Source organism: Thalassotalea sp. PLHSN55 (assembly GCF_052030545.1).
Lineage (GTDB): Bacteria > Pseudomonadota > Gammaproteobacteria > Enterobacterales > Alteromonadaceae > CANMXU01.
The window spans coordinates 465,988-487,758 of record NZ_JBPDIH010000001.1 but is presented as its reverse complement, the minus strand read 5'-3'; the positions used below and the strand labels follow the sequence as shown (position 1 = coordinate 487,758).

Sequence of the window (21,771 nt, the reverse complement as noted above, 5' to 3'; positions counted from 1 at the left end):
GGTCACTGGTTCAAGCCCAGTATCGTCCACCATCTTTTATATTATCAGCATCCTTCAAATTAAATATTTCAATTTAAGTGCGATATTGTTTTTATTCCATGAATAGCACCTTCTACTCTTTACCACCCGCGCCGAATCACTGAATCAAGCCCAGTATCGTCCACCATCTTAATTCAAAAATATCAACACCTTAATATCTATTAACGCAAGAAAGTTAAAGCACCTTCTGCTCTTTACCACCCGCGCCGAATCACTGAATCAAGCCCAGTATCGTCCACCATCTTTTATATTATCAGCATCCTTCAAATTAAATATTTCAATTTAAGTGCGATATTGTTTTTATTCCATGAATAGCACCTTCTGCTCTTTACCACCCGCGCCGAATCACTGAATCAGGCCCAGTATCGTCCACCATCTTAATTCAAAAATATCAACACCTTAATATCTATTAACGCAAGAAAGTTAAAGCACCTTCTGCTCTTTACCACCCGCGCCGAATCACTGGTTCAAGCCCAGTATCGTCCACCATCTTTTATATTATCAGCATCCTTCAAATTAAATATTTCAATTTAAGTGCGATATTGTTTTTATTCCATGAATAGCACCTTCTGCTATTTACCATCCGCGCCAAGTCAAAAATAAAAACGTTGTGCTCTCTATTTCGAGATTTTATTTGTGAAGATGTTCAAAAACCACATAGTGCTATTCCAATTTATTTATGCTTTTGAAGAAACTAATTTATTTTATAAATTAGTAAGTTATAATTGTTGGGTTTTAATGCGATTACATAATTATAATTACGGATGAAATATGTATTTACCTAATAAAAATAAAGGCTTTACCTTAATTGAACTTGTTGTTGTTATTGTTATTTTAGGGATTTTAGCGGCTACGGCTTTGCCTAAATTTATTAATTTACAAAAAGAAGCGCGAATTGCCACTTTAGAAGGATTAAAAGGCGCAATTGTTTCAGCGGCAGAAATGGTACATAGCAAAGCAATAATTGATAACCAATTAGATGAAAATGGCACTATTGAAAACGGCGGTGACAGTATCCTGCTTACCTACGGGTACCCTGTTGTTTATGATCAAGGCATAATTTTAGCCTTAGACGATAATATCATTACCAATTTAACCAAACCTACCAATGGTGAGTGGGTGTCTGATTTTGAAGTAACAGTTTCTTCGGCAGAGGCAGTATTTAGCATCGCTGATCTTGTCGATTTAAACATTACTAATTTACGCCCGGGTATTCTCGCAACCGAGTGTTATATCCGCTACAATGCAGCCACCGAGAACGAAAAATATCTAGTTTCCATGGTAACTGATGGCTGTTAGCCAAGATAAAATTAATGAACGAATATACTTTAGTTGAAATAGACCAGCAGCCAGTTGAATTGTGCAAATTACTCAAAATTGCCAATTTAGTTGGCGGCGGCGGCGAAGCAAAAATAGTGATCAGCGAAGGTTATGTGTTGCTAAATGGTGAAGTTGAATTTCAAAAGCGCAAAAAAGTAGTCGAGCACGACATTGTTGAATTTAATGGTGAAATCATTCAAGTCGTATTGAATGATAACTTTTTGCCAGCGAAAGCTCGCTCCCCCAAACAATCACCAAAACAAACAAAAGCGTCTAATAAAAAAAATTCCTCTTCTAAAAAAACACACCAGAAAGCAGCTCAAGAGATCTCTGCGCCAGCAACATCACAAAAACCGAAACGTAAACCTATTTCTTTTTAACCTCCATTTTCATATAGTGCTTACAAATAACATTGTGAAAACTATCAATAAACAGGAGGTTTTATGGAAATATATGGCGATAAACAATCAGGTAATTGCTATAAAATTCAACTCGTTTGTGCTCTTTTATCAATAGATTACCAATGGCATGACGTTGATATTTTACAAGGTGATACTCAAACTACTGAGTTTTTAGCAAAAAACCCTAACGGTAAAATACCTTTGTTAGTTCTAGAAGATGGTCGCTGCATTAGCGAGTCTAACGCCATCATTAACTTCTTAGCGTATCAATCTCCCCTACTGCCAGCTGATCCATTTATTCAAGCTAAAATTCAACAATGGCAATTTTTCGAACAATATAGCCATGAACCTTATATTGCGGTCGCTCGCTTTATCGCTAAGTATTTAAAACGTCCGCTTGAACGCGAATCTGAATATCAGGCTAAACAAGCCGGTGGCCATAAAGCACTAAGCGTGATGGAGAAGCAACTACAACAGACTAAGTTTTTAATTGGTGATGAACTTAGCACGGCCGATATATCACTATTTGCTTATACTCATGTTGCGTTTGAGGGAGGCTTTGATTTATCAGACTACCCGGCAATATCTCGTTGGATAAAAGATATTAGCGAGCAAGACAACTTTGTTGCTATGAAAAATTAATTATAGCCATTTTGGGCAGATAGTTCGTAAAAAATGAAAAAAGCATGACGATTTTATCAGGTGATAACCTATCAAAATCGTCATGCTCTTTTACGTTAATTTAATCGGACTTGTTAGAGCGTTTTGATCTTGGTTGTGGCATTTTACATTGCCCACTAGCTCGACAATGTTATAGCACGCTCAATATGGTTTTGTCTTTTCACAAAACCCATCCGACTAGGTTGATAGCACTATGCTGATACCACAAAGCTCAATACCCGCTAGTATGAATAGCTATCGTACAATTCCATTTCTTTATGGATACGTTGCTGTTCTTTAAATGCTTCTATTTCACGCCACTTGCGTTTGCGTTGTTTAGCATTTCTTTTTTTTGCATTGAATGACTGCTCGTCAAGCTCATCAAATTCCAGTTCTTTTTCCCAGTTTGTATCTTGCATAAGTAAATACCCAAATTGATGTTTGCACTCAATTTAATGTACTTTTATGACTATTTGTTGAATGAAAAATGACAATACCATGACGAAAATAATGCGCTAAATACTTGCCCTTAAACGGACTGCCAAGCCGTTAAGTTTTACTTTTATCTAACTCTGCTTTAGCCTGCTCTACCGCAGTAAAGTCTAAACCTAAAGACTCAACTGCCTCTTTAATTAATGTTGGGTTAGTCATAACCTGCATCATTACCGCTTGTAGCTTTTCCGGAGGCAAACCCAGTTGACCAATGGTATTCATTGCCATTAATGGGTTTTCTGTTAGCTCTTGAAAAATAGCCTTGGTTTGCTCGTCGCTAATATTCGCGTCTTGTAATAATTGAATAATTGGATTCATAATTTATTTTCTCTGAAAAATTTTGCTTATTATAGAGCGTTTATAGGTAGGACTAAATAGCTAAAATAAGTGTTGGCAAAATAAAACCTAGCACAGCGCCACATGGTGCATTGAGTGTTAAAATAGCAATAAAAAAACAGCTACTGAAATAGTAGCTGTTTAATTATAAGCGAAATGAATTTGAACGATTACTGAACTGGTAAGGTAATTGTTCCTGTAGAAACTTCACCTGCTTTTGTTTCATAAGCATATTCGAAGCTAATGCTATTAACGTTAGCTGAAGTATTGTCTGACATATATTCTGAAACACCTGTACGATAAAGTAGTTGAGCGTCGCTTTGAGCTGTACCAAGCACAACATCAGTGTAAAGACTATCCCTTAAAACAGTTTCATTATCAGCAAGCGTCAATACCCCAACTCGATATACTCTTACATCATTATCTTCGACGAGAACGTAATGTCGATTATCAGATGTTTGCACATTATCTTCAACAACGATAGATTTACGCAAAGTGAAATTTTTCAAGCTATTTATACTTGCCGGCAAGTATAAATATACACTTCTATTAGAGTCGCTCACTACCGTTACTTCATTAGCAGTATTTAGTGGCGTAATAGTTAAACCATTAGTGGTATAGTTATTATTATCTAATTTAACATTATTGATATCAAAAGTTTGTTGTTCATCAATATACGTAAATGAAGCATTATCATCATAAAGGTCTTCAACTTCACTAGTGGTATTAACCGTTAAATCACCAACCATATAAGTATATTGTTCACCATTTTCTAAGCCAGAATTTGGGCTTACCGTAAGTTTAGTATCATTTAACGACATACTAATTGTTGTTGGTATGGTTAGACCTCTTGTTATTGATGTAACTCCTGGCAATATTAGATCGTCAGCACTGTCATTACCTTTAGTAACAGTGAAGCCGCGAATACTTGTCAATGCAACATTTTCTGTATCTACCGTTACTGCTTGAGAATAAAAAACGTTGAAATCAGTAACGCCATATGAAAACTCTTCCGTCTTTGCTACTACTTCTAAGTCAGAACTTGCAGTTAACTCTCTAACCACCAACACTAACTCAACAGTATTTGAGTTTGGGATTGTATAGCAGCAATTACTACTTGTACCTGACGTGCGGATATCCAAATCACCTGTATAATTAGTTGAGATATTAAATGAAGCACTTTGGTAATGTGCGTCATCTAAAGAAAAAGATGGCATATCAATGACCAAATCACCTGAAAAATCAGCATTGATAACATATTGCTCTGATTCGGAATCGTATACGGATACAACTTCATCTCGTTTATCACTTGTAATGTAAAAATCAGCTCCAAGTAGTGATTGTGTAGACTCATCGATTACAGAAATACGATACTCGACTTCGACAACCTCAGGGTCAATAACTTCTTCAAGATAAAGGGTAACTTCATCTTTTTGGTTTAGATCGTCCAAAAATAAATTAGTACTATAATATGAACCACTAGACTCAGGTTTATAGTCGGCTTTGCCATCGCGGTCTAAATCAACATTGGCAAGTGCAGACGTATTTAAATACTTTGGAATAACTAACGTATAACTGGCATTTACAGCATCATAAGTTGAGGTATGTCTATAGTTATCAATCGTTGAGCCATTCCCTGAATGTGAATAACTAACGAATTCTAAATTTTCAATCGGTGAGCTGTCTTGACTATCTAGAATAGAAATTTGTACTTGATGCGGCTCCGACACCATAAACTTGCCTAAGTCATTGTGCGCCGTACCTGATGTTGAATTGCCGGTATTTAAATAGAAAACGCGAGTCATAAACTCTTCGTTGTCACTCGATATAATAACTTCGATATCTGAGTCAGCAGGTAAGTCTGCGACTAAAAATTCTCCGTTGGCCGCAGAGACTTTATCGGCATAGGTTGTTGAACCTGATAAAATGGAAATTTGTGCGCTAGATATCGCTTGATAGTCGTATGCGTCTACCACTAAGCCTTGAATTGAAACTTTGTTTTCAGGGATAACGATATCAATTTGTTGATCATTGTTGTCTTCTACTTCTAAGCAGCCACCTAACATTGCCAGTGAAAACGCTCCTAGTAAGACTTTTTTGTATGTCATTGCATGTCCTTTTTAAATTACGCAATTAAAAGAAGGCACACAATAAGCAGCAAACTCATTCACTATACCTTCCTTAGCTAAATAAACTTATACAATCCAAAATAATGATAAGCTCATGAATGAATGGACATTTTCACACAAACTGCACTTTTGTTAAAGAAAAAAGTAATCATTCGTAACTTTTAATTAGCTTCGTAACAACAATGTAACGGCAGCTGAATTGTTTTTTGATATTTAAACGATATCATCAGCCAAGCAGCAAAATTTTCAACAAAAACAATATTAAAAAACAAAACACGTTAACAAACTATTAAAAAAAGCTGATAATAAATTTATCCACTTTTCAGCATTTATTAACGACAACGTCATGATCATCGATTTTTCACAATACTCTGCCAACCAGCGTTACCATTTAATGACGCAAACGGTTATTCCTCGCCCAATTGCTTGGGCACTTACGCAATCAAATGAAGAAAACTGTCAGCCAGAAAATTTGAATTTAGCGCCCTTTTCATATTTTTGTGCGGTTTCAAGTGAGCCGGCATTGCTGATGATATCGGTTGGAAAAAAGCCAAATGGTGATTTCAAAGACACTTTAGTTAATGTCTTAAAAAACAAAAAAATGGTAATACATATTGCCAATGCATCCCAAGCAGACGTAGTGACACAAACTGCAGCAACCCTCGCACACAAAGAATCAGAACTTAACGAAATTGATGACAAACAGCTGACAACGGTTCCATTTGAAGGCTTTGCACTGCCGAGGCTAGCCCAATGCGATATCGCTTATGGTTGTGAACTTTACGAAACTAAAGAAATTGGTAACGCGCCGCAAACATTAATTTTTTTAGAAGTGAAAAAACTGTATATAAACCCTAAAGTTACCCAAGTGAATGAACAACGAATTAAGGTACTCGCTGACCAAGTTAAACCGCTTGCAAGATTAGGCGCTAGTGAATACTCAGGTATCACATTGCCTTTTACCAAGCAAAGGCCAGAGTAATCGTTAGCAAATATGGAAGATTTAACCGTCGTTGGCTAAAATAATAAATAGTGAAGTTGTGCTAAGGAGTAAATGTTAGTGGAACCTTTTATCAAACTAACCTCGACACTCACTAACCCGAGTATAGAGATTAACGACAAACTCACTTTTATTTGCCAGTTTACCAGTCAAATTATTGAAGGCGCTGACAGAGTCAGCCTATGGCGCTTTGATCACGCAAAAACAAAAATCACCTGCGTAATGTGCTTTGATGCATTAAAAGGCGAATTTAGCGCGGGCCAAGAAATTATGAAAAGTCATTTTGGCCCCTACTTTGAAGAAATAATCAAATACGACGTGATTAATGCGCCAGATGCTAGAAACCATCCAGCGACAGCATGCTTCACTCAAGATTATTTCACACCACTGAATATTTACTCATTACTCGATTATATTCTGCATAAAGACTTCTCACCTGTGGGCGTGATTTGTTGCGAGAGCGTTGAGAAACAAACAAAGTGGTTAAAAAGCGACGAAGAAATGTTAGAGCGAATTGCTAGAGCGAGTTCAATGTATTTTAATATAGATGCAAATTAAGGTTTGAACTAACCTGCAAAATTTTCTTCAGAGCATTGTTTGATAAATTGATCCGTTTCTTCAGGGTCTGAAAATACCAACAAGGGTAATTGGCTTTTTGCAACGAAGCGTTTCATCATATCGAACTGTAAACTATTGTGGCAGCAAACAGCAATTTGCTTGCAGTTTGGGTGTGAACCTGACCATAAATAAGACTTACCAATAACATTCATAACCGCCGGACTGCCTAAAGTATCTGCATCAAGAAAATCAACGCGGTACCAAGAAGAGAATGCTTTGTCTTGTACGGTAGTCACAATTTGTGCCGCACTAATTTCTACCCCTTCTAGGTTAAAAGGTCCTGAGGTTTTTACAACTAATACATTACCTTGCCAAGTGTAATCAATATGACCATGTGGCCCCATATTACATACTCCTAGACTACTTTACCTTTCATACTATAAGGTTAGCCGACTAAAATACATAAATAAAATCGAATAGCGACTTTATCTAAACACTCCGTTAGATTTAACGCTAAAAATAACAACCGCCGTACTTTGTTACAAAGCTGTATGGTTCAAGTAACCCCTTCGCGCTAGTTTGTTAAATACGTTAATTAGGCTAGACAACCATCGTAAACACAGTCAAAAATAACCAATAACTCTTTAATTAATATTTTCGGCTAAAACTCCATGAATGCTGTTGTTATTGCGGTTTGCTTAATGCTACTGCTAAGTTTTGCTCGAGTTAATGTTGTCATCGCATTAACTATCAGTTCTGTTGTTGCAGGCTTATTTGGTGGCTTAGCACTTGAACAAACTATTAGTGCGTTTAACGATGGTTTAGGTGGAGGTGCACAAATAGCACTAAGCTACGCCTTGTTAGGCGCATTTGCGGCGGCCTTATCACAATCAGGCATTGCTACTTTAGTGTCAAACTCAATCATCAAAAAACTTGGTAAAACACCTTCAAGTGAAAACACTAAGTGGCTTCGCTCTGGGCTGCTATTTGCCATTTTAGCCATGGCGGTTAGCTCGCAAAATATATTACCGATTCATATTGCCTTTATTCCTATTCTGATACCGCCATTATTATTAGCGATATCTGCCCTAACCATCGACCGTCGCCTAATTGCTTGTTTGATCACCTTCGGTTTAGTCACCACGTACATGATTTTACCGGTAGGCTTTGGCGCTATTTTCTTAAACGATGTACTACTTGCTGCGCTAAATAGCAACGGCTTAGAAGCCACTAGCAAGCAAATACCACAAGCAATGTTACTACCAGCCCTTGGCATGTTATCGGGATTATTTATTGCGGTATTTTTTAGCTACCGTAAACCACGTGAGTATCAACAAACAACGGTTGAAGGCCAAACAGCGCTTGTTAGTAATATTGACAAAAAAAGCATATTTACCGCCTTAGCGGCCATTGTCATAACACTGGCAGTACAACTTTATACAGGCTCGATGATCTTTGGCGCGCTAAGCGGTTTTATTATTTTAAACTTCTCAGGTATTTTGAAAAAAACATCAGGACAAGACTTATTTAACCAAGGCGTTTTAATGATGGCCAACATTGGCTTTATTATGATCGCCGCCGCAGGTTTTGCCGAAGTGATTAAAAGTACGGGTGAAGTTAGTAGCTTAGTGACTGCTATTGGTGATTTAATTGGCGATAACAAAGCCCTTGCTGCGATGTTAATGCTGGTTGTTGGGTTAATCATTACCATGGGCATTGGCTCGTCTTTTTCCACTGTGCCGGTTATTGCCACTATTTACGTGCCATTAGCGTTAAGCTTTGATTTTTCCATTGCCGCAACTATTGCCCTAGTAGGAACTGCTGCTGCGCTTGGCGATGCTGGCTCACCTGCCTCAGATTCAACCCTTGGTCCAACAGCAGGTTTAAATGTCGACGGCCAACACGATCATATTAAAGACAGCGTGATACCAACTTTTATTCATTTTAATATTCCATTACTTATTTTTGGTTGGATTGCAGCGATGGTGCTTTAACAGTCGGTGTTGCTTTCATTATCAAAATGAAGATGTAGGATTAAGACATTGCTCAATAAATTGATCGGTGTGTGTTTGTTCAGTAAAACACACAGTAGCGAGATTTTCTTGAGCAATAAAGCGCTTCATCATCGTTAACTGAATATGATTAGCACAACATATCGCCGCTTTTTTACATGTTGGCAGCGCGTTTGACCATAAGTGTGACTTACCAATAATCGCCATCACGTCAGGACTACCTAAAGCTTCATGGTCTAGGATATCGACACGATACCAACTTGGAAAAGCTTTTTCTTCCACCGTAGTAACAATTTCAGCAGCACATTGCTTAACCCCTTCGATATTAAAAGGCCCCGACGTTTTAATAATTAAAACGTTTTCTTGCCAAGTGTAATCTATGTGCCCATGTGGCCCCATAGCGCAGTTTCCTATTCGATTTTTCCAATCATATTATAAGATTAGCTGAGTAAATGGATAAAGAGGAAATTAAATGGCCTATTTCATAAGTAATATTGAGTAAAGTGTTTTTCAGAACATGTGAATCTGACCAAATGATTACTCAATACTGATTAATAAAAACAACCGTTCGCCCTGAGCGCGAAGCAGTCGAAGGGTAACTATTTTTATAAAAACTAAAAGAGATCGTTTCAATAACCCTTCGACAAGCGCTTAAAAGGGGTCGGTGACACAAGCAAAATAACTTAGCTGTGTTTCATTAACTAACCTTGTCCAAAATAATAGGATGTCACCGACCCCTTTAGATTGGAACGGCACATGGCTGTCATTCGGTAACTGCTGATAAAAATTCAATATTCAACGCTGAGATGGGAATGGGTGAAAACCGCCATGCTCGTTTCGATAACCCTTCGACAAGCTCAGGGTGAACGGAGAAATATACTTCAAACAAGATAAAACTCGAACGGAGCATGAATTCTGCTTTGAAAAATGCCTGAATAACTTATCAATATCAGCTATTGCTGGCAGGACGCCAGCAAAGTGAAGTAGCACATGGATGTGTGTTCTGAACGTTAACTCGATTATTGATGAGTTATGAGGATTAGCATTTTGGCGCAGCTCCGAGGGATTCCAAAGGGAGGCCGGAGGCAGTCTCCCTTTGGGTGCTGTCGCCGCCGCGATAGTTTAAGTCCAATTAAACTCTTAGCCGCAAAGTTTTTATCAGGGAAAATACTATTAAGCCCTTCGAACCTTTCTCGTTATATTGTCAGGGTGCTGACTACCCCCAAGGGGCGGCGTAGCGCCGTGCCTCCCCTTGGAACCCCTCCGACGCCCTGCTCAGCTACGACTGAAGATTAAATTTTTGCAGTTACCTATACCTGACGAATGCTCGTCCCTGCGCGACGTCAGTTCCAGCCATCCATGGCTGTCATTCGGTAACTGCTAATAAAAATTCAATATTCAACGCTGAGATGGGAATTGGTGAAAGCTGCCGTGCTCGTTTATATAGCCCTTCGACAAGCTCAGGGCGAACGGAGAAATATACTTTCAACAAGACAAATCTCGAACGGAGTATGAATTCTGCTTCATTAAACGCCGGAGTGAAAACCAATATTCACGTATTGCCATCAGGGATGATGGCAAAGGCAAAGCCGCACATGGATGTGCGATCTTTGCCGTTACGTCGAGAATATTGGTTTGAATGTAGGAATACGTTTAATGTTGCAGCGCCATGGGGTTCCAAGGGGCTTTTGGCGTGGAACGCCCCTTGGGTGCTGTCGCCACCGCGACAATATAAATAAAGATAAACACTAAACCCGAAAGTATTTAGCTTTCATTGCCTACCTGACACCATTTAATTTCAATTGCTTAATTCGATGCATATACCTAAACGAAGTGTGATAATTAAATTATTAACTTAAGGAGTATAAAGTGGACATTTATAAAAATTCAATTAACAAGGAGGCCTTGTTAAGTTTACCTGAACATGAAAGAGATTTTTTCATTTCAATAGCTCATATTCAAAATGAAATACGATTTGCATTATACGGAGTAATTAGAACTAATGATTTTAGTTCTTCGAATGAAATGATTGTTGAAGGGCAAATTGCATATAACTTTTATCACTTAAAAATTTTAGCGGGAAAATTACATGAAGCTTGGCAATATTTAAATAAAAAGTATTTTAATAATAGAGAATTTAGTCAAAACTTCATTGAATTTTCAGGAGAACTAGGTCAAGAAACTTTGAAAAAAGTAACTACATACTTTGGTCAGCAAAAATCGGCTGTAAGTTTAATACGTGACAAATTAGCATTCCATTATTCACCTGAAGATTTAGTCATGCATCTGGAAAATATTAATGACGATTTAAATATATATATATCTAAAACAAATGATATAAATACCCTTTACTATTTTGCAGAAGCAATAGTTAATCGTACGGTATTATCATCAGTTAAAAACAAGTGCGGTGCAAACCCAATTAAAGCCATAAATGAAGATGTTATTGGTTTAGCCGGGAGCTTTAATCAATTAAATTTATTATTCATTAAGTTTTTCACTTCAAAATATAAAGATAATATATTCAATACTGAGAGTGAAAATATGAACTGTGATGAGTTAACTCTATTCGAAACTGAAAAAATCCCATTTTTCACTAACACAGACGCATTAGATAAACAAAAAACCCGCTCCTTCGACTAGCTCAGGATAGCGGGTTTTCTAATCATTTGTAGCTTAAAACGTTAAGCTACAACAGGCCGATTACCAACCTGTTTTCTCTTTAAGCGCACTGCCAATTTCAGCAAGTGAACGAACAGTTTTAACACCGGCCGCTTCTAATGCTGCAAATTTCTCATCAGCTGTACCTTTACCACCAGCGATAATCGCGCCAGCGTGACCCATACGCTTACCAGCAGGTGCAGTAACACCAGCAATGTAAGAAACAACAGGCTTAGTAACGTTCGCTTTAATGTACTCAGCAGCTTCTTCTTCTGCTGTACCACCAATTTCACCGATCATTACAATCGCTTCAGTTTGTGGGTCATTTTCGAACATTTCTAGTACGTCAATGAAGTTAGTACCTGGGATTGGGTCACCACCAATACCTACACAAGTCGATTGACCAAAACCTGCATCAGTAGTTTGTTTAACAGCTTCGTACGTAAGCGTACCAGAACGTGAAACAATACCTACTTTACCTGGTAAATGGATGTGACCTGGCATGATACCAATTTTAGTTTCGCCTGGAGTGATAACACCTGGGCAGTTAGGACCGATCATACGAACGCCTGTTTGCTCAAGTTTCACTTTTACGTCAACCATGTCTAAAGTTGGGATACCTTCAGTGATAGTTACGATAAGCTCGATACCTGCGTCGATAGCTTCTAAGATAGCATCTTTACAAAATGGTGCAGGAACGTAGATTACTGTAGCTGTTGCGCCAGTAGCTTCTACTGCATCACGTACTGTGTTAAATACTGGCAGACCAAGGTGCGTTTGACCGCCTTTACCTGGGCTTACACCACCAACCATTTGTGTACCGTATGCGATTGCTTGTTCTGAGTGGAAAGTACCTTGACCACCAGTGAAACCTTGACAGATAACTTTAGTATCTTTGTTAATTAATACAGACATTATTTGCCCTCCGCAGCTGCAACAACTTTTTGTGCTGCATCAGTTAATGATTCAGCAGCAATGATGTTTACATCAGAGGTTGCTAATACTTCACGACCTGCTTCTGCGTTTGTACCTTCTAAACGTACAACAACAGGAACTTCAACGCCTACTTCTTTAACAGCAGCGATGATACCTTCAGCGATCATGTCACAACGAACGATACCACCAAAGATGTTAACTAAAACAGCCGATACGTTGTCGTCAGAAAGGATAATTTTGAATGCTTCAGCAACACGTTCTTTAGTTGCTCCGCCGCCAACATCTAAGAAGTTAGCTGGCTTGCCGCCGTGCAAGTTAACGATATCCATGGTACCCATTGCAAGGCCAGCACCGTTAACCATACAACCTACGTTACCATCTAGTGCTACGTAGTTAAGTTCCCACTGTGCTGCATGTGCTTCACGCTCATCTTCTTGAGATGGATCGTGCATTTCACGGATTTTTGGTTGACGGTATAAAGCGTTACCGTCGATACCAATTTTACCGTCTAAACAGTGAAGGTTACCTTCGTCAGTAATAACTAACGGGTTGATTTCTAATAAGGCGAAATCATGCTCGTTGAACATGTTAGCTAAGCCCATGAAGATTTTAACAAATTGCTTCATTTGTGTAGGGTTTAAGCCAAGTTTGAAACCTAATTCACGTGCTTGGTAAGCTTGAGGGCCTACTAGTGGATCGATTTCAGCTTTGTGAATTAACTCAGGCGTTTCTTCAGCAACAGTTTCAATTTCAACACCACCTTCAGTAGATGCCATGAATACTACTTTACGCGTACCACGGTCAACCACTGCACCTAGGTATAATTCGTTAGCAATATCAGTACAGCTTTCTACTAAAATTTTAGATACTGGCTGACCATTTTCGTCTGTTTGATAAGTTACTAAGTTCTTACCTAACCAGTTTTGAGCGAATTCTTTAATTTCTTCTTTAGTTTTAACTAGCTTAACGCCGCCAGCTTTACCGCGACCACCTGCGTGTACTTGAGTTTTAACAACCCACATATCGCCGCCAATTTTGTCAGCCGCTTCGGCAGCTTCTTGAGGGGTATCGCAAGCGAAACCTTCAGAAACTGGTAAACCATATTCAGCGAATAATTGTTTCGCTTGATACTCATGCAAATTCATGGTGTTTTATCCATTTATCTGTAAATTAGACAAGTGTTTACTCCCTTGAAAGAACAAACCACTGTCAGTGAAAAGTTGACTGATTATAGTTGATAAGCGCTCACGGCGATAGCCATCAGCGCTACTACTATAGTCTATAGTCAAACGAGGTTATTCCTAAGATTAGATATCTAATAATAGGCGCGTTGGGTCTTCTAACAATTCTTTAATTGTTACTAAGAAACCAACAGATTCTTTACCGTCGATTAAACGATGATCGTATGATAACGCTAGGTACATCATTGGTAGAATTTCAACTTTACCGTTAACTGCCATAGGACGATCTTGGATTTTGTGCATGCCCAAAATTGCCGCTTGTGGTAAGTTAAGAATTGGTGTTGAAAGCAATGAACCAAATACGCCGCCGTTAGTAATAGTGAAATTACCACCTTGCATATCTGCCATGGCTAATTTACCGTCACGACCTTTAACCGCTAAGTCGCGAATACCGTTTTCAATACCTGCCATGCCTAATTGGTCAGCATCACGTAATACCGGTGTTACTAAACCACGTGGCGTTGAAACCGCAATCGAGATGTCGAAGAAGTTATGATAAACAATATCATCACCGTCAATTGACGCATTTACCGCTGGGTAACGTTTTAATGCTTCAGTAACCGCTTTTACGTAAAACGACATGAAACCTAAACGAGTGTCATGAGTTTTCTCAAATAAGTCTTTGTATTGAGCACGTAAATCCATGATTGGCTTCATGTTAACTTCGTTAAACGTAGTTAACATGGCAGTAGAGTTTTTCGCTTCTAATAAACGTGTCGCGATAGTTTTACGTAAACGTGTCATCGGTACACGTTTTTGGCTACGCTCGCCTAAGTCTTGCACTGGTGCTGCAACTGGTGCAGGCGCTGGTGCCGCTTTAGGTTTGTTTAATGCCGCTTCTACGTCTTCTTTAGAAATACGACCGCCTTTACCACTGCCTTGAACATCAGCAGCTGTTAAGCCTTTTTCCGCCATTAAACGACGAACTGATGGGCTGGCTAATTCGTCAGCGCTGATCGCTTCGTATTTAGATGCCGCTGGTGCACTTGCCACAGTTGGTGTTGCGCCTGCACTTAGTTCACCAATTTTTTGGTTACCTAACACAGTATCGCCTTCGCCGTGGATGATTTTGCCAATAATACCGCTTTCTTGAGCAACAACTTCAAGTACAACTTTATCAGTTTCAATATCAACAAGGTTTTGATCACGCTCTACTGAATCACCTTCAGCTACATGCCAACTAGCAACAGTTGCATCAGCTACTGATTCTGGTAATACCGGTACCACGATATCAATTACAGTGCCGTTAGCCGCTTCAGCTACAGGTGCCTCGGCAGGTGCGCTATCAGCAGCGGCTTCGCCTTCGGCTAATACAGCAATTACTTGCTCGCCTAATACGGTTGCCCCTTCTGCTTGAGAAATTTCAGTGATAACGCCATCAGCTGTTGCTGGTACTTCTAGAACAACTTTGTCGGTTTCAATATCAACTAATACTTGATCACGAGAAACTTTATCACCTACTTGTACATGCCAAGTAGCGACAGTTGCATCTGCAACTGATTCAGGTAAAACGGGAACCTTAATTTCGGTTGTCATTAATTTATTCCTTACTCACAAACTCTTTTTTATACAAATGGGCTATTTAATGTTTAATGCGTCATTAACCAACGCTTGTTGTTCTTTAACGTGCACTGCCGCATAACCAACAGCGGGTGCTGCAGACGCTTTACGACCGGCATAAGTTAAATAAGTACCTTCTGGAATAGCCGCTCTAAAGTGATGCTGTGAACAGTACCAAGCACCTTGGTTTTGCGGTTCTTCCTGACACCAGACAAACTCTTTAACGTGTTGATAATCTTTCAATACGTTTTGAAGTTCTTGCTCTGGGAATGGGTACAATTGCTCAATACGAATAATGGCAATGTTAGTTAATTCATTTTTACGGCGTTGATCAAGTAGCTCGTAATAAACCTTACCGCTACAGAAGATAACGCGTTCAACGTCTTTTGGCTTAATGTCTTCAACTTCACCAATAACATTTTGGAACACGCCAGTGGCTAATTCTTCTAAAGAAGAAACCGCTTCTGGGTGACGCAATAATGACTTAGGCGACATAACGATCAATGGACGACGCATAGGGCGTACCACTTGACGACGAAGCATGTTAAAGACTTGCGCAGGTGTTGAAGGCACACATACTTGCATGTTGTGATCAGCACAAAGTTGCAAGAAGCGCTCTAAACGCGCTGATGAATGCTCTGGGCCTTGACCTTCATAGCCGTGAGGTAACAACATAGTTAAGCCACATAAACGGCCCCACTTTTGCTCACCTGATGAAATGAATTGGTCAAATACCACTTGCGCACAGTTAGCAAAATCACCAAATTGTGCTTCCCAAATGGTTAAACCGGCAGGCTCTGCTGTGGTGTAACCATATTCAAAAGCTAATACTGATACTTCTGACAAGACTGAGTCATGTACATCGAACGGGCCTTGGCCTTCACGTATATTTTGTAATGGCACGTAGGTGCTTGCATCGGTTTGATTATGCAAAACCGCATGACGATGGAAGAAAGTACCACGGCCAGCATCTTGCCCGGTGATACGAACACGATCGCCACCGTCAACAATTGATGCATACGCTAAGTTTTCTGCCATACCCCAATCAAGTAATTTCTCACCTGAGGCCATTTTTAGGCGATCATCGTAGGCTTTTTTGACCCGCGAATGTATTGGGTGATCTTCTGGGTAAGTTGAAATGGCTGTCGCCAGCTCTTTTAACTTATCAATAGAGATTTCTTTTTCATAATCATCGTCCCAGTCGTGACCAATATATGGTGTCCAATCAACAGAATGCTCTGTCATTGGGCGCCATTGTTCAACGGTACACTGACCTTCGTCTAATAATTTACGGTAGTATTCAGCCATTTCTTTAGATTTAGCCGCAGTAACACTGCCTTCTTTATCTAACTGATCCGCGTATAATTGACGAGGTGTAGGGTGTTTTTTCACCTTTTGGTACATCAACGGCTGAGTCGCATTTGGCTCATCTGCTTCGTTATGACCATGACGGCGATAACAGACTAAATCAATCACTACGTCACGCTTAAATTCGTTACGGTAATCAAGGGCGATTTGGGTCGCTAAAACAACCGCTTCAGGATCGTCACCATTAACGTGTAAAATTGGCGCCTGCACCATTTTAGCGATATCGGTACAGTATTCGCCACTGCGGGTATCGCTAGGGTTTGAGGTAGTAAAACCAACTTGGTTGTTCACAACAATGCGAACCGTACCACCTACTTTAAAGGCACGCGCTTGTGACATGTTGAAGGTTTCTTGTACCACACCTTGACCGGCAATTGCTGAGTCACCATGAATGGTAATTGGTAGTACAAGATCGCCTTGGTCACAGTCACGACGGTCTAAACGAGCGCGTACTGAGCCGATAACCACAGGGTTAACAATTTCAAGATGCGACGGGTTAAACGCTAACGCTAAGTGAACATTGCCACCTGGGGTGACAAAGTCAGATGAATAACCTTGGTGGTATTTAACATCACCTGAGCCTAAGGCTTCGTCATGTTTACCGCCAAATTCATCAAATAATTTAGAAGGGTTTTTACCCATCACGTTAACAAGTACGTTAAGACGACCACGGTGAGCCATGCCCATAACCACTTCTTTAGCACCAGCAGCACCGGCACGAGTGATAAGCTCTTTCAGCATAGGGACTAACGCATCACCACCTTCAAGTGAGAAACGTTTAGCGCCAGGGAATTTCGCCCCTAGGTATTTTTCTAGGCCGTCAGCGGCAATTAAGCCTTTAAGCACTTCTTCTTTTTCGGCAATAGAAAGCTTTGCTTTTGACTCAACAGATTCAATGCGGTGTTGTAACCAGCGTTTTTCTTCTGTTGAAGTAATATGCATATACTCAGCGCCAATAGAACCACAGTAAGTTTTTCTAAGCGATTTGTATAGTTCACCTAATTTCATTGATTCTTGACCAACCGCGTAGGAGCCTACGTTGTATTCTTTGTCAAAATCATTTTCTGATAATTCATGGTGAGATAGGTTGAGGTCACGAACTTGATCGCGCTGCCATAACCCTAATGGGTCAAGGTTGGCATTTTGATGACCACGGAATCGATATGCGTTAATTAATTGAAGAACTTTGACTTGCTTAGCATCGCTGCCACCTGAAACAACAACCGCACGATGAGGCTGCTTCGCCAGAGTTTTAAACTCTTCACGAATTTCAGAGTGTCGATATTCGACATCTGCGCCTTCTATTTTAGGCAGTTGTTGAAATATTTCGCGCCACTCTTCAGAGACTGACTGCGAATTATCAAGGTAAGATTCGTACAATTCTTCAATATAAGCTGTGTTACCACCGCTTAAATGGGAAGACTCTAACCAAGCCTTCATTACACCTTCTGGCATTGCCTGTTCCTTTGTGGGATAAAAGCAACAAATTAAATTAGTTTAAAAATAGCAGAGCCTTATTACCTTGTAAAAAGTAAAAATGCTCTGCGTTCCTTCAAAAAGGCATTTTAAACCGCTCGTGATAATAGCATCGACTTAATATGGCCGATTGCTTTGGTTGGGTTTAATCCTTTCGGACAAACGTCAACACAGTTCATGATACCGTGACAACGGAATACGCTGTAGGCATCTTGTAAATCATCTAAACGCTCTTCAGTAGCAGTATCACGGCTATCGATTAAGAAACGATAAGCGTGTAATAAGCCTGCTGGACCGATGAACTTATCTGGATTCCACCAGAACGACGGACATGACGTTGAACAACATGCACATAAAATACACTCATATAAGCCATCTAAATGCTCACGCTCTTCAGGTGACTGCAAATGTTCGCGTGCTGGTTGCTCTTTACCATCGTTAATTAGGTATGGCTTAATTTTCTCGTATTGCGAGTAAAATTGAGACATATCGATAATTAAGTCACGTACAACCGGTAAACCTGGTAATGGACGTAATACGATTTTATCTGCTTTAACTTCAGATAATGGCGTAATACAGGCTAGACCATTTTTACCATTCATGTTTAAACCGTCTGAACCACAAACACCTTCACGACAAGAGCGACGGAAAGACAACGTAGGATCTTGCTCTTTTAAAAGCATTAACGCGTCGAGTACCATCATGTCAGAGCCGTCAGGAATTTCTAACTCAAAGTCTTTCATGTAAGGAGCATTATCAACATCAGGGTTGTAACGGTAAATTGAAAAAATCTGTTTCATCGTTCAATGCTCCTTAGTAAGTTCTTGCTTTCGGTGGGAAAGCTTCACGGTGAACTGGGGCCATGTTTACATCACGCTTGGTCATTTCTTCTGTATCAGGAGAATAGATTGAGTGACATAACCAATTTTCATCATCACGCTCAGTGAAATCTTGACGGGCATGTGCACCACGAGATTCTGTGCGGAAGTTAGCCGCTTTTGCTGAACAGAATGCCGTTTCCATTAAGTTATCTAGTTCTAAACACTCGATACGCTGAGTATTAAATTCAGATGACTTATCGTCTAAACGGGCATTTTGAAGTCGTTCACGGATCTCAGTTAATTCCTTCATACCTTGCGCCATAGCTTCGCCTTCACGGAATACCGAGAAGTTCAGCTGCATACATTGCTGCAGGTCTTTACGAATTTGCACTGGGTCTTCACCTTTTTCAGATGACTCCCAACGTTGAGTACGTGCTAATGACGCTTCTAAATCTGACTCAGATGCTTCTTTACCAAATTCAGTGCCATTTAGGTATTCACCTAAGAACTTACCAGCTGCACGGCCAAATACCACTAAATCAAGTAGTGAGTTACCACCTAAGCGGTTAGCACCGTGTACAGATACACAAGCAATTTCACCAACAGCGAATAAACCTTCAACGATTGTTTCTGTGCCATCTGCAGCAACGCTAATTGCTTGACCGTTAACATTCGTAGGTACACCACCCATTTGATAGTGACATGTAGGAATAACTGGAATTGGCTCTTCAGCTGGGTCAACGTGAGCAAAAGTCTTCGATAAGTCACATACACCTGGTAAACGTTGATTTAAGGTTTCGCGACCTAAGTGATCAAGTTTCAGTTTAATGTGTGGACCCCAAGGACCGTCACAACCACGACCTTCACGAATTTCAGTCATCATTGAACGAGCAACAACATCACGACCGGCTAGATCTTTAGCATTTGGTGCGTAACGCTCCATGAAACGTTCGCCGTCTTTATTGAGAAGGTAACCACCTTCACCACGACAACCTTCAGTAACAAGTACACCTGCACCAGCAATACCGGTTGGGTGGAACTGCCACATTTCCATATCTTGCATTTGCACACCAGCACGAAGCGACATACCAACACCGTCACCCGTATTAATGTGAGCATTAGTTGTTGAAGCAAAAATACGCCCTGCACCACCGGTAGCTAATACCGTAGCGCGCGCTTTAAAGTAAACAATTTCGCCAGTTTCGATACAAATAGCGGTCGTACCAACAACGGCGCCGTCTGAGTTTTTAACAAGATCTAAGGCGTACCATTCAGAGTAAACGTTAGTTTTGTTTTTAACGTTTTGCTGATACAAACAATGTAAAAGTGCATGACCAGTACGGTCAGCAGCTGCTGCTGTACGTGCCGCTTGCTCGCCACCGAAGTTTTTCGATTGACCACCAAATGGACGTTGATAAACTTTACCATTATCAAAACGAGAAAATGGTAAGCCCATTTTTTCTAATTCAATAATAGATTCAGGACCCGTTTTACACATGTATTCGATCGCGTCTTGGTCACCGATATAATCGCTGCCCTTTACGGTATCGTACATATGTTGTTCCCAATGGTCTTCATGAGCATTACCTAACGCTACGGTGATACCGCCTTGCGCAGATACTGTATGAGAACGAGTAGGGAAAACTTTAGAAATCAAAGCACAAGATTTGCCAGATTCTGAGATAGCTAGTGCTGCACGCATGCCCGCACCGCCTGCGCCAATTACAATGGCGTCAAATTCACGAATTGGAACGCTCACTTAAACACCCCACACTGTTAATAAACCGCCAACTAAATACGTTAGTAAAGTTACGGCAAAAATAAATTGTAAACACCCACGAAAGAACGCTGGTTTGATGTAGTCTGACAGAACCTGCCATACGCCAATCCAAGCATGAATAACGAGTGAGAAAAGAGCTAACACAGTGAAGATTTTAACCGGTAAGCAAGCCATAAAGCCTTGCCATACGTCATACGTTACTTCAGAGGTTACAAGAAAAAAACCTAAAATCAAAAAGGTATATAAAGCAAGAATAAGGGCACTTGCTCTAATTAGAATAAAGTCATGTACGCCACTACGACCTACTGTTGCAATGTTGTTTACCATAATCTAACTCCTACTAAAACGGTCAGTACAAGCCAAAGTACAATAATTAATTTGGCGCTAGCATTACCAGAATCGAGTTCTTCGAAATGGCCCAAATCCATAAGTAAGTGACGGATACCACCAAGTACGTGATAAATTAAAGCGGACACGATACCAACAATAATTAGTTTAAAGAATACACCATCAAGACATGACTTAACTTGAGCGAATCCTTCAGCGGAAGATAGAGATAGAGATAGAGTCCATAATAAAATGCCGATTGCAAAGACCATAATAACACCAGAGATACGGTGCATAATTGACGCTTTTGCAGCAGCGTGCATTTTAATTGTAGACAGGTTCAGATTTACAGGACGTTGTTTTTTCACAATAGTGCCTAAAGAGCTTAACAGCCTTCTACTTTTTTTTATTGTCACTCATTGAGTTTTACTACCCAAAAGAGTAACCCCCCAGCGAACTACATCCAAAAAACTTAATTTCAAACTCACAGCAAAAAAGTTATGAAAATGTTAGAAAATGTAGGACGCCATGATTATATAGACGAAAGTTTCCAATTACAATTTAATGAAAAGCAAAAAACGGGCTTTTCTGGTTGTTGTGGTGAATTTTTAATCGGTTTGTTGACTTGGATCTTTTCCGCCAGATTATGGGATT

Annotated in this window: 20 protein-coding genes; 7 read left to right on the top strand and 13 right to left on the bottom strand. The window is 39.9% G+C overall.

The features are described from left to right. The first annotated feature begins 810 nt into the window (after nt 1-810). From ACRRSQ_RS02290 to ACRRSQ_RS02280, 3 genes are all read left to right on the top strand, one after another. Nucleotides 811-1,338, top strand: a complete 528-nt coding sequence (locus ACRRSQ_RS02290) for a type II secretion system protein (RefSeq protein ID WP_440874071.1) — start codon at nt 811-813, stop codon at nt 1,336-1,338. A 14-nt stretch (nt 1,339-1,352) separates the two neighbouring features. Next, nucleotides 1,353-1,739: an RNA-binding S4 domain-containing protein gene (locus tag ACRRSQ_RS02285; RefSeq protein WP_440874070.1), complete on the top strand. Its 387-nt coding sequence runs from the start codon at nt 1,353-1,355 to the stop codon at nt 1,737-1,739. 63 nt (nt 1,740-1,802) lie between these two features. Beyond that, nucleotides 1,803-2,402, top strand: coding sequence for a glutathione S-transferase family protein (locus tag ACRRSQ_RS02280; RefSeq protein ID WP_440874069.1), 600 nt, complete (start codon nt 1,803-1,805; stop codon nt 2,400-2,402). 260 nt (nt 2,403-2,662) lie between these two features. Here ACRRSQ_RS02280 and ACRRSQ_RS02275 read toward each other — a convergent pair whose 3' ends face one another. The 3 genes from ACRRSQ_RS02275 to ACRRSQ_RS02265 all read right to left on the bottom strand — a co-directional run bounded on the left by ACRRSQ_RS02275 (nt 2,663) and on the right by ACRRSQ_RS02265 (nt 5,356). Continuing rightward, nucleotides 2,663-2,839 carry a DUF3545 family protein gene (locus tag ACRRSQ_RS02275; protein WP_440874068.1) on the bottom strand — a complete coding sequence of 59 codons (177 nt, stop codon included), beginning with the start codon at nt 2,837-2,839 and terminating at the stop codon, nt 2,663-2,665. 130 nt (nt 2,840-2,969) lie between these two features. Beyond that, nucleotides 2,970-3,230 carry a DUF2999 family protein gene (locus tag ACRRSQ_RS02270; RefSeq protein WP_440874067.1) on the bottom strand — a complete coding sequence of 87 codons (261 nt, stop codon included), beginning with the start codon at nt 3,228-3,230 and terminating at the stop codon, nt 2,970-2,972. 188 nt (nt 3,231-3,418) lie between these two features. Continuing rightward, entirely contained in the window at nt 3,419-5,356 is a 1,938-nt protein-coding gene (locus tag ACRRSQ_RS02265) for a hypothetical protein (protein WP_440874066.1), read from the bottom strand. A 367-nt stretch (nt 5,357-5,723) separates the two neighbouring features. On the opposite strand from ACRRSQ_RS02265, the gene ACRRSQ_RS02260 reads away from it, so the two are divergent. Then, nucleotides 5,724-6,359: a flavin reductase family protein gene (locus tag ACRRSQ_RS02260; RefSeq protein ID WP_440874065.1), complete on the top strand. Its 636-nt coding sequence runs from the start codon at nt 5,724-5,726 to the stop codon at nt 6,357-6,359. Nucleotides 6,360-6,431: 72 nt separating this feature from the next. Next, nucleotides 6,432-6,935, top strand: coding sequence for a GAF domain-containing protein (locus tag ACRRSQ_RS02255; protein ID WP_440874064.1), 504 nt, complete (start codon nt 6,432-6,434; stop codon nt 6,933-6,935). 8 nt (nt 6,936-6,943) lie between these two features. Here the strand turns inward: ACRRSQ_RS02255 and ACRRSQ_RS02250 are convergent, their stop codons facing one another. Then, nucleotides 6,944-7,339, bottom strand: a complete 396-nt coding sequence (locus ACRRSQ_RS02250; RefSeq protein WP_440874063.1) for a hypothetical protein — start codon at nt 7,337-7,339, stop codon at nt 6,944-6,946. 267 nt (nt 7,340-7,606) lie between these two features. On the opposite strand from ACRRSQ_RS02250, the gene ACRRSQ_RS02245 reads away from it, so the two are divergent. Further along, complete coding sequence (locus tag ACRRSQ_RS02245) at nt 7,607-8,929, top strand: Na+/H+ antiporter family protein (protein ID WP_440874062.1); 1,323 nt, start codon at nt 7,607-7,609, stop codon at nt 8,927-8,929. 21 nt (nt 8,930-8,950) lie between these two features. Here the strand turns inward: ACRRSQ_RS02245 and ACRRSQ_RS02240 are convergent, their stop codons facing one another. Further along, nucleotides 8,951-9,346, bottom strand: a complete 396-nt coding sequence (locus tag ACRRSQ_RS02240; protein ID WP_440874061.1) for a hypothetical protein — start codon at nt 9,344-9,346, stop codon at nt 8,951-8,953. Between the two features lie 1,470 nt (nt 9,347-10,816). Between ACRRSQ_RS02240 and ACRRSQ_RS02235 the strand changes: the two genes are divergently transcribed. Continuing rightward, complete coding sequence (locus tag ACRRSQ_RS02235) at nt 10,817-11,590, top strand: hypothetical protein (RefSeq protein ID WP_440874060.1); 774 nt, start codon at nt 10,817-10,819, stop codon at nt 11,588-11,590. 60 nt (nt 11,591-11,650) lie between these two features. Here ACRRSQ_RS02235 and sucD read toward each other — a convergent pair whose 3' ends face one another. The 8 genes from sucD to sdhC form a co-directional block, all read right to left on the bottom strand. Then, nucleotides 11,651-12,523 carry a succinate--CoA ligase subunit alpha gene (sucD, locus tag ACRRSQ_RS02230; RefSeq protein ID WP_440874059.1) on the bottom strand — a complete coding sequence of 291 codons (873 nt, stop codon included), beginning with the start codon at nt 12,521-12,523 and terminating at the stop codon, nt 11,651-11,653. Continuing rightward, nucleotides 12,523-13,689 (bottom strand): ADP-forming succinate--CoA ligase subunit beta, encoded by a 1,167-nt coding sequence (sucC, locus tag ACRRSQ_RS02225; RefSeq protein WP_440874058.1) that lies wholly within the window; start codon nt 13,687-13,689, stop codon nt 12,523-12,525. The genes sucD and sucC overlap by 1 nt, the downstream gene beginning before the upstream one ends. A 162-nt stretch (nt 13,690-13,851) precedes the next feature. After that, the gene (gene odhB / locus ACRRSQ_RS02220; protein ID WP_440874057.1) at nt 13,852-15,321 is read right to left on the bottom strand and encodes a 2-oxoglutarate dehydrogenase complex dihydrolipoyllysine-residue succinyltransferase; all 1,470 of its coding nucleotides are present in this window, start codon (nt 15,319-15,321) and stop codon (nt 13,852-13,854) included. A gap of 42 nt (nt 15,322-15,363) precedes the next feature. Beyond that, entirely contained in the window at nt 15,364-18,168 is a 2,805-nt protein-coding gene (gene sucA, locus ACRRSQ_RS02215) for a 2-oxoglutarate dehydrogenase E1 component (protein WP_440874056.1), read from the bottom strand. Between the two features lie 110 nt (nt 18,169-18,278). Beyond that, nucleotides 18,279-18,989: a succinate dehydrogenase iron-sulfur subunit gene (locus tag ACRRSQ_RS02210; RefSeq protein ID WP_440874055.1), complete on the bottom strand. Its 711-nt coding sequence runs from the start codon at nt 18,987-18,989 to the stop codon at nt 18,279-18,281. Between the two features lie 13 nt (nt 18,990-19,002). Continuing rightward, on the bottom strand, nt 19,003-20,769 hold the full coding sequence (sdhA, locus tag ACRRSQ_RS02205) for a succinate dehydrogenase flavoprotein subunit (RefSeq protein ID WP_440874054.1): 1,767 nt from the start codon (nt 20,767-20,769) through the stop codon (nt 19,003-19,005). Further along, entirely contained in the window at nt 20,770-21,117 is a 348-nt protein-coding gene (sdhD, locus tag ACRRSQ_RS02200) for a succinate dehydrogenase, hydrophobic membrane anchor protein (RefSeq protein WP_440874053.1), read from the bottom strand. Beyond that, nucleotides 21,111-21,485, bottom strand: coding sequence for a succinate dehydrogenase, cytochrome b556 subunit (sdhC, locus tag ACRRSQ_RS02195; protein WP_440874052.1), 375 nt, complete (start codon nt 21,483-21,485; stop codon nt 21,111-21,113). The genes sdhD and sdhC overlap by 7 nt, the downstream gene beginning before the upstream one ends. Between the last annotated feature and the right edge of the window lie 286 nt (nt 21,486-21,771).

Bases quoted from the DNA above. Each gene is read 5' to 3' on its own strand.
- ACRRSQ_RS02290 (WP_440874071.1), top strand. From the start codon at position 811: ATGTATTTACCTAATAAAAATAAAGGCTTTACCTTAATTGAACTTGTT.
- ACRRSQ_RS02285 (WP_440874070.1), top strand. From the start codon at position 1,353: ATGAACGAATATACTTTAGTTGAAATAGACCAGCAGCCAGTTGAATTG.
- ACRRSQ_RS02280 (WP_440874069.1), top strand. From the start codon at position 1,803: ATGGAAATATATGGCGATAAACAATCAGGTAATTGCTATAAAATTCAA.
- ACRRSQ_RS02275 (WP_440874068.1), bottom strand. From the start codon at position 2,839: ATGCAAGATACAAACTGGGAAAAAGAACTGGAATTTGATGAGCTTGAC.
- ACRRSQ_RS02270 (WP_440874067.1), bottom strand. From the start codon at position 3,230: ATGAATCCAATTATTCAATTATTACAAGACGCGAATATTAGCGACGAG.
- ACRRSQ_RS02265 (WP_440874066.1), bottom strand. From the start codon at position 5,356: ATGACATACAAAAAAGTCTTACTAGGAGCGTTTTCACTGGCAATGTTA.
- ACRRSQ_RS02260 (WP_440874065.1), top strand. From the start codon at position 5,724: ATGATCATCGATTTTTCACAATACTCTGCCAACCAGCGTTACCATTTA.
- ACRRSQ_RS02255 (WP_440874064.1), top strand. From the start codon at position 6,432: ATGTTAGTGGAACCTTTTATCAAACTAACCTCGACACTCACTAACCCG.
- ACRRSQ_RS02250 (WP_440874063.1), bottom strand. From the start codon at position 7,339: ATGGGGCCACATGGTCATATTGATTACACTTGGCAAGGTAATGTATTA.
- ACRRSQ_RS02245 (WP_440874062.1), top strand. From the start codon at position 7,607: ATGAATGCTGTTGTTATTGCGGTTTGCTTAATGCTACTGCTAAGTTTT.
- ACRRSQ_RS02240 (WP_440874061.1), bottom strand. From the start codon at position 9,346: ATGGGGCCACATGGGCACATAGATTACACTTGGCAAGAAAACGTTTTA.
- sucD (WP_440874059.1), bottom strand. From the start codon at position 12,523: ATGTCTGTATTAATTAACAAAGATACTAAAGTTATCTGTCAAGGTTTC.
- sucC (WP_440874058.1), bottom strand. From the start codon at position 13,689: ATGAATTTGCATGAGTATCAAGCGAAACAATTATTCGCTGAATATGGT.
- odhB (WP_440874057.1), bottom strand. From the start codon at position 15,321: ATGACAACCGAAATTAAGGTTCCCGTTTTACCTGAATCAGTTGCAGAT.
- sucA (WP_440874056.1), bottom strand. From the start codon at position 18,168: ATGCCAGAAGGTGTAATGAAGGCTTGGTTAGAGTCTTCCCATTTAAGC.
- ACRRSQ_RS02210 (WP_440874055.1), bottom strand. From the start codon at position 18,989: ATGAAACAGATTTTTTCAATTTACCGTTACAACCCTGATGTTGATAAT.
- sdhD (WP_440874053.1), bottom strand. From the start codon at position 21,117: ATGGTAAACAACATTGCAACAGTAGGTCGTAGTGGCGTACATGACTTT.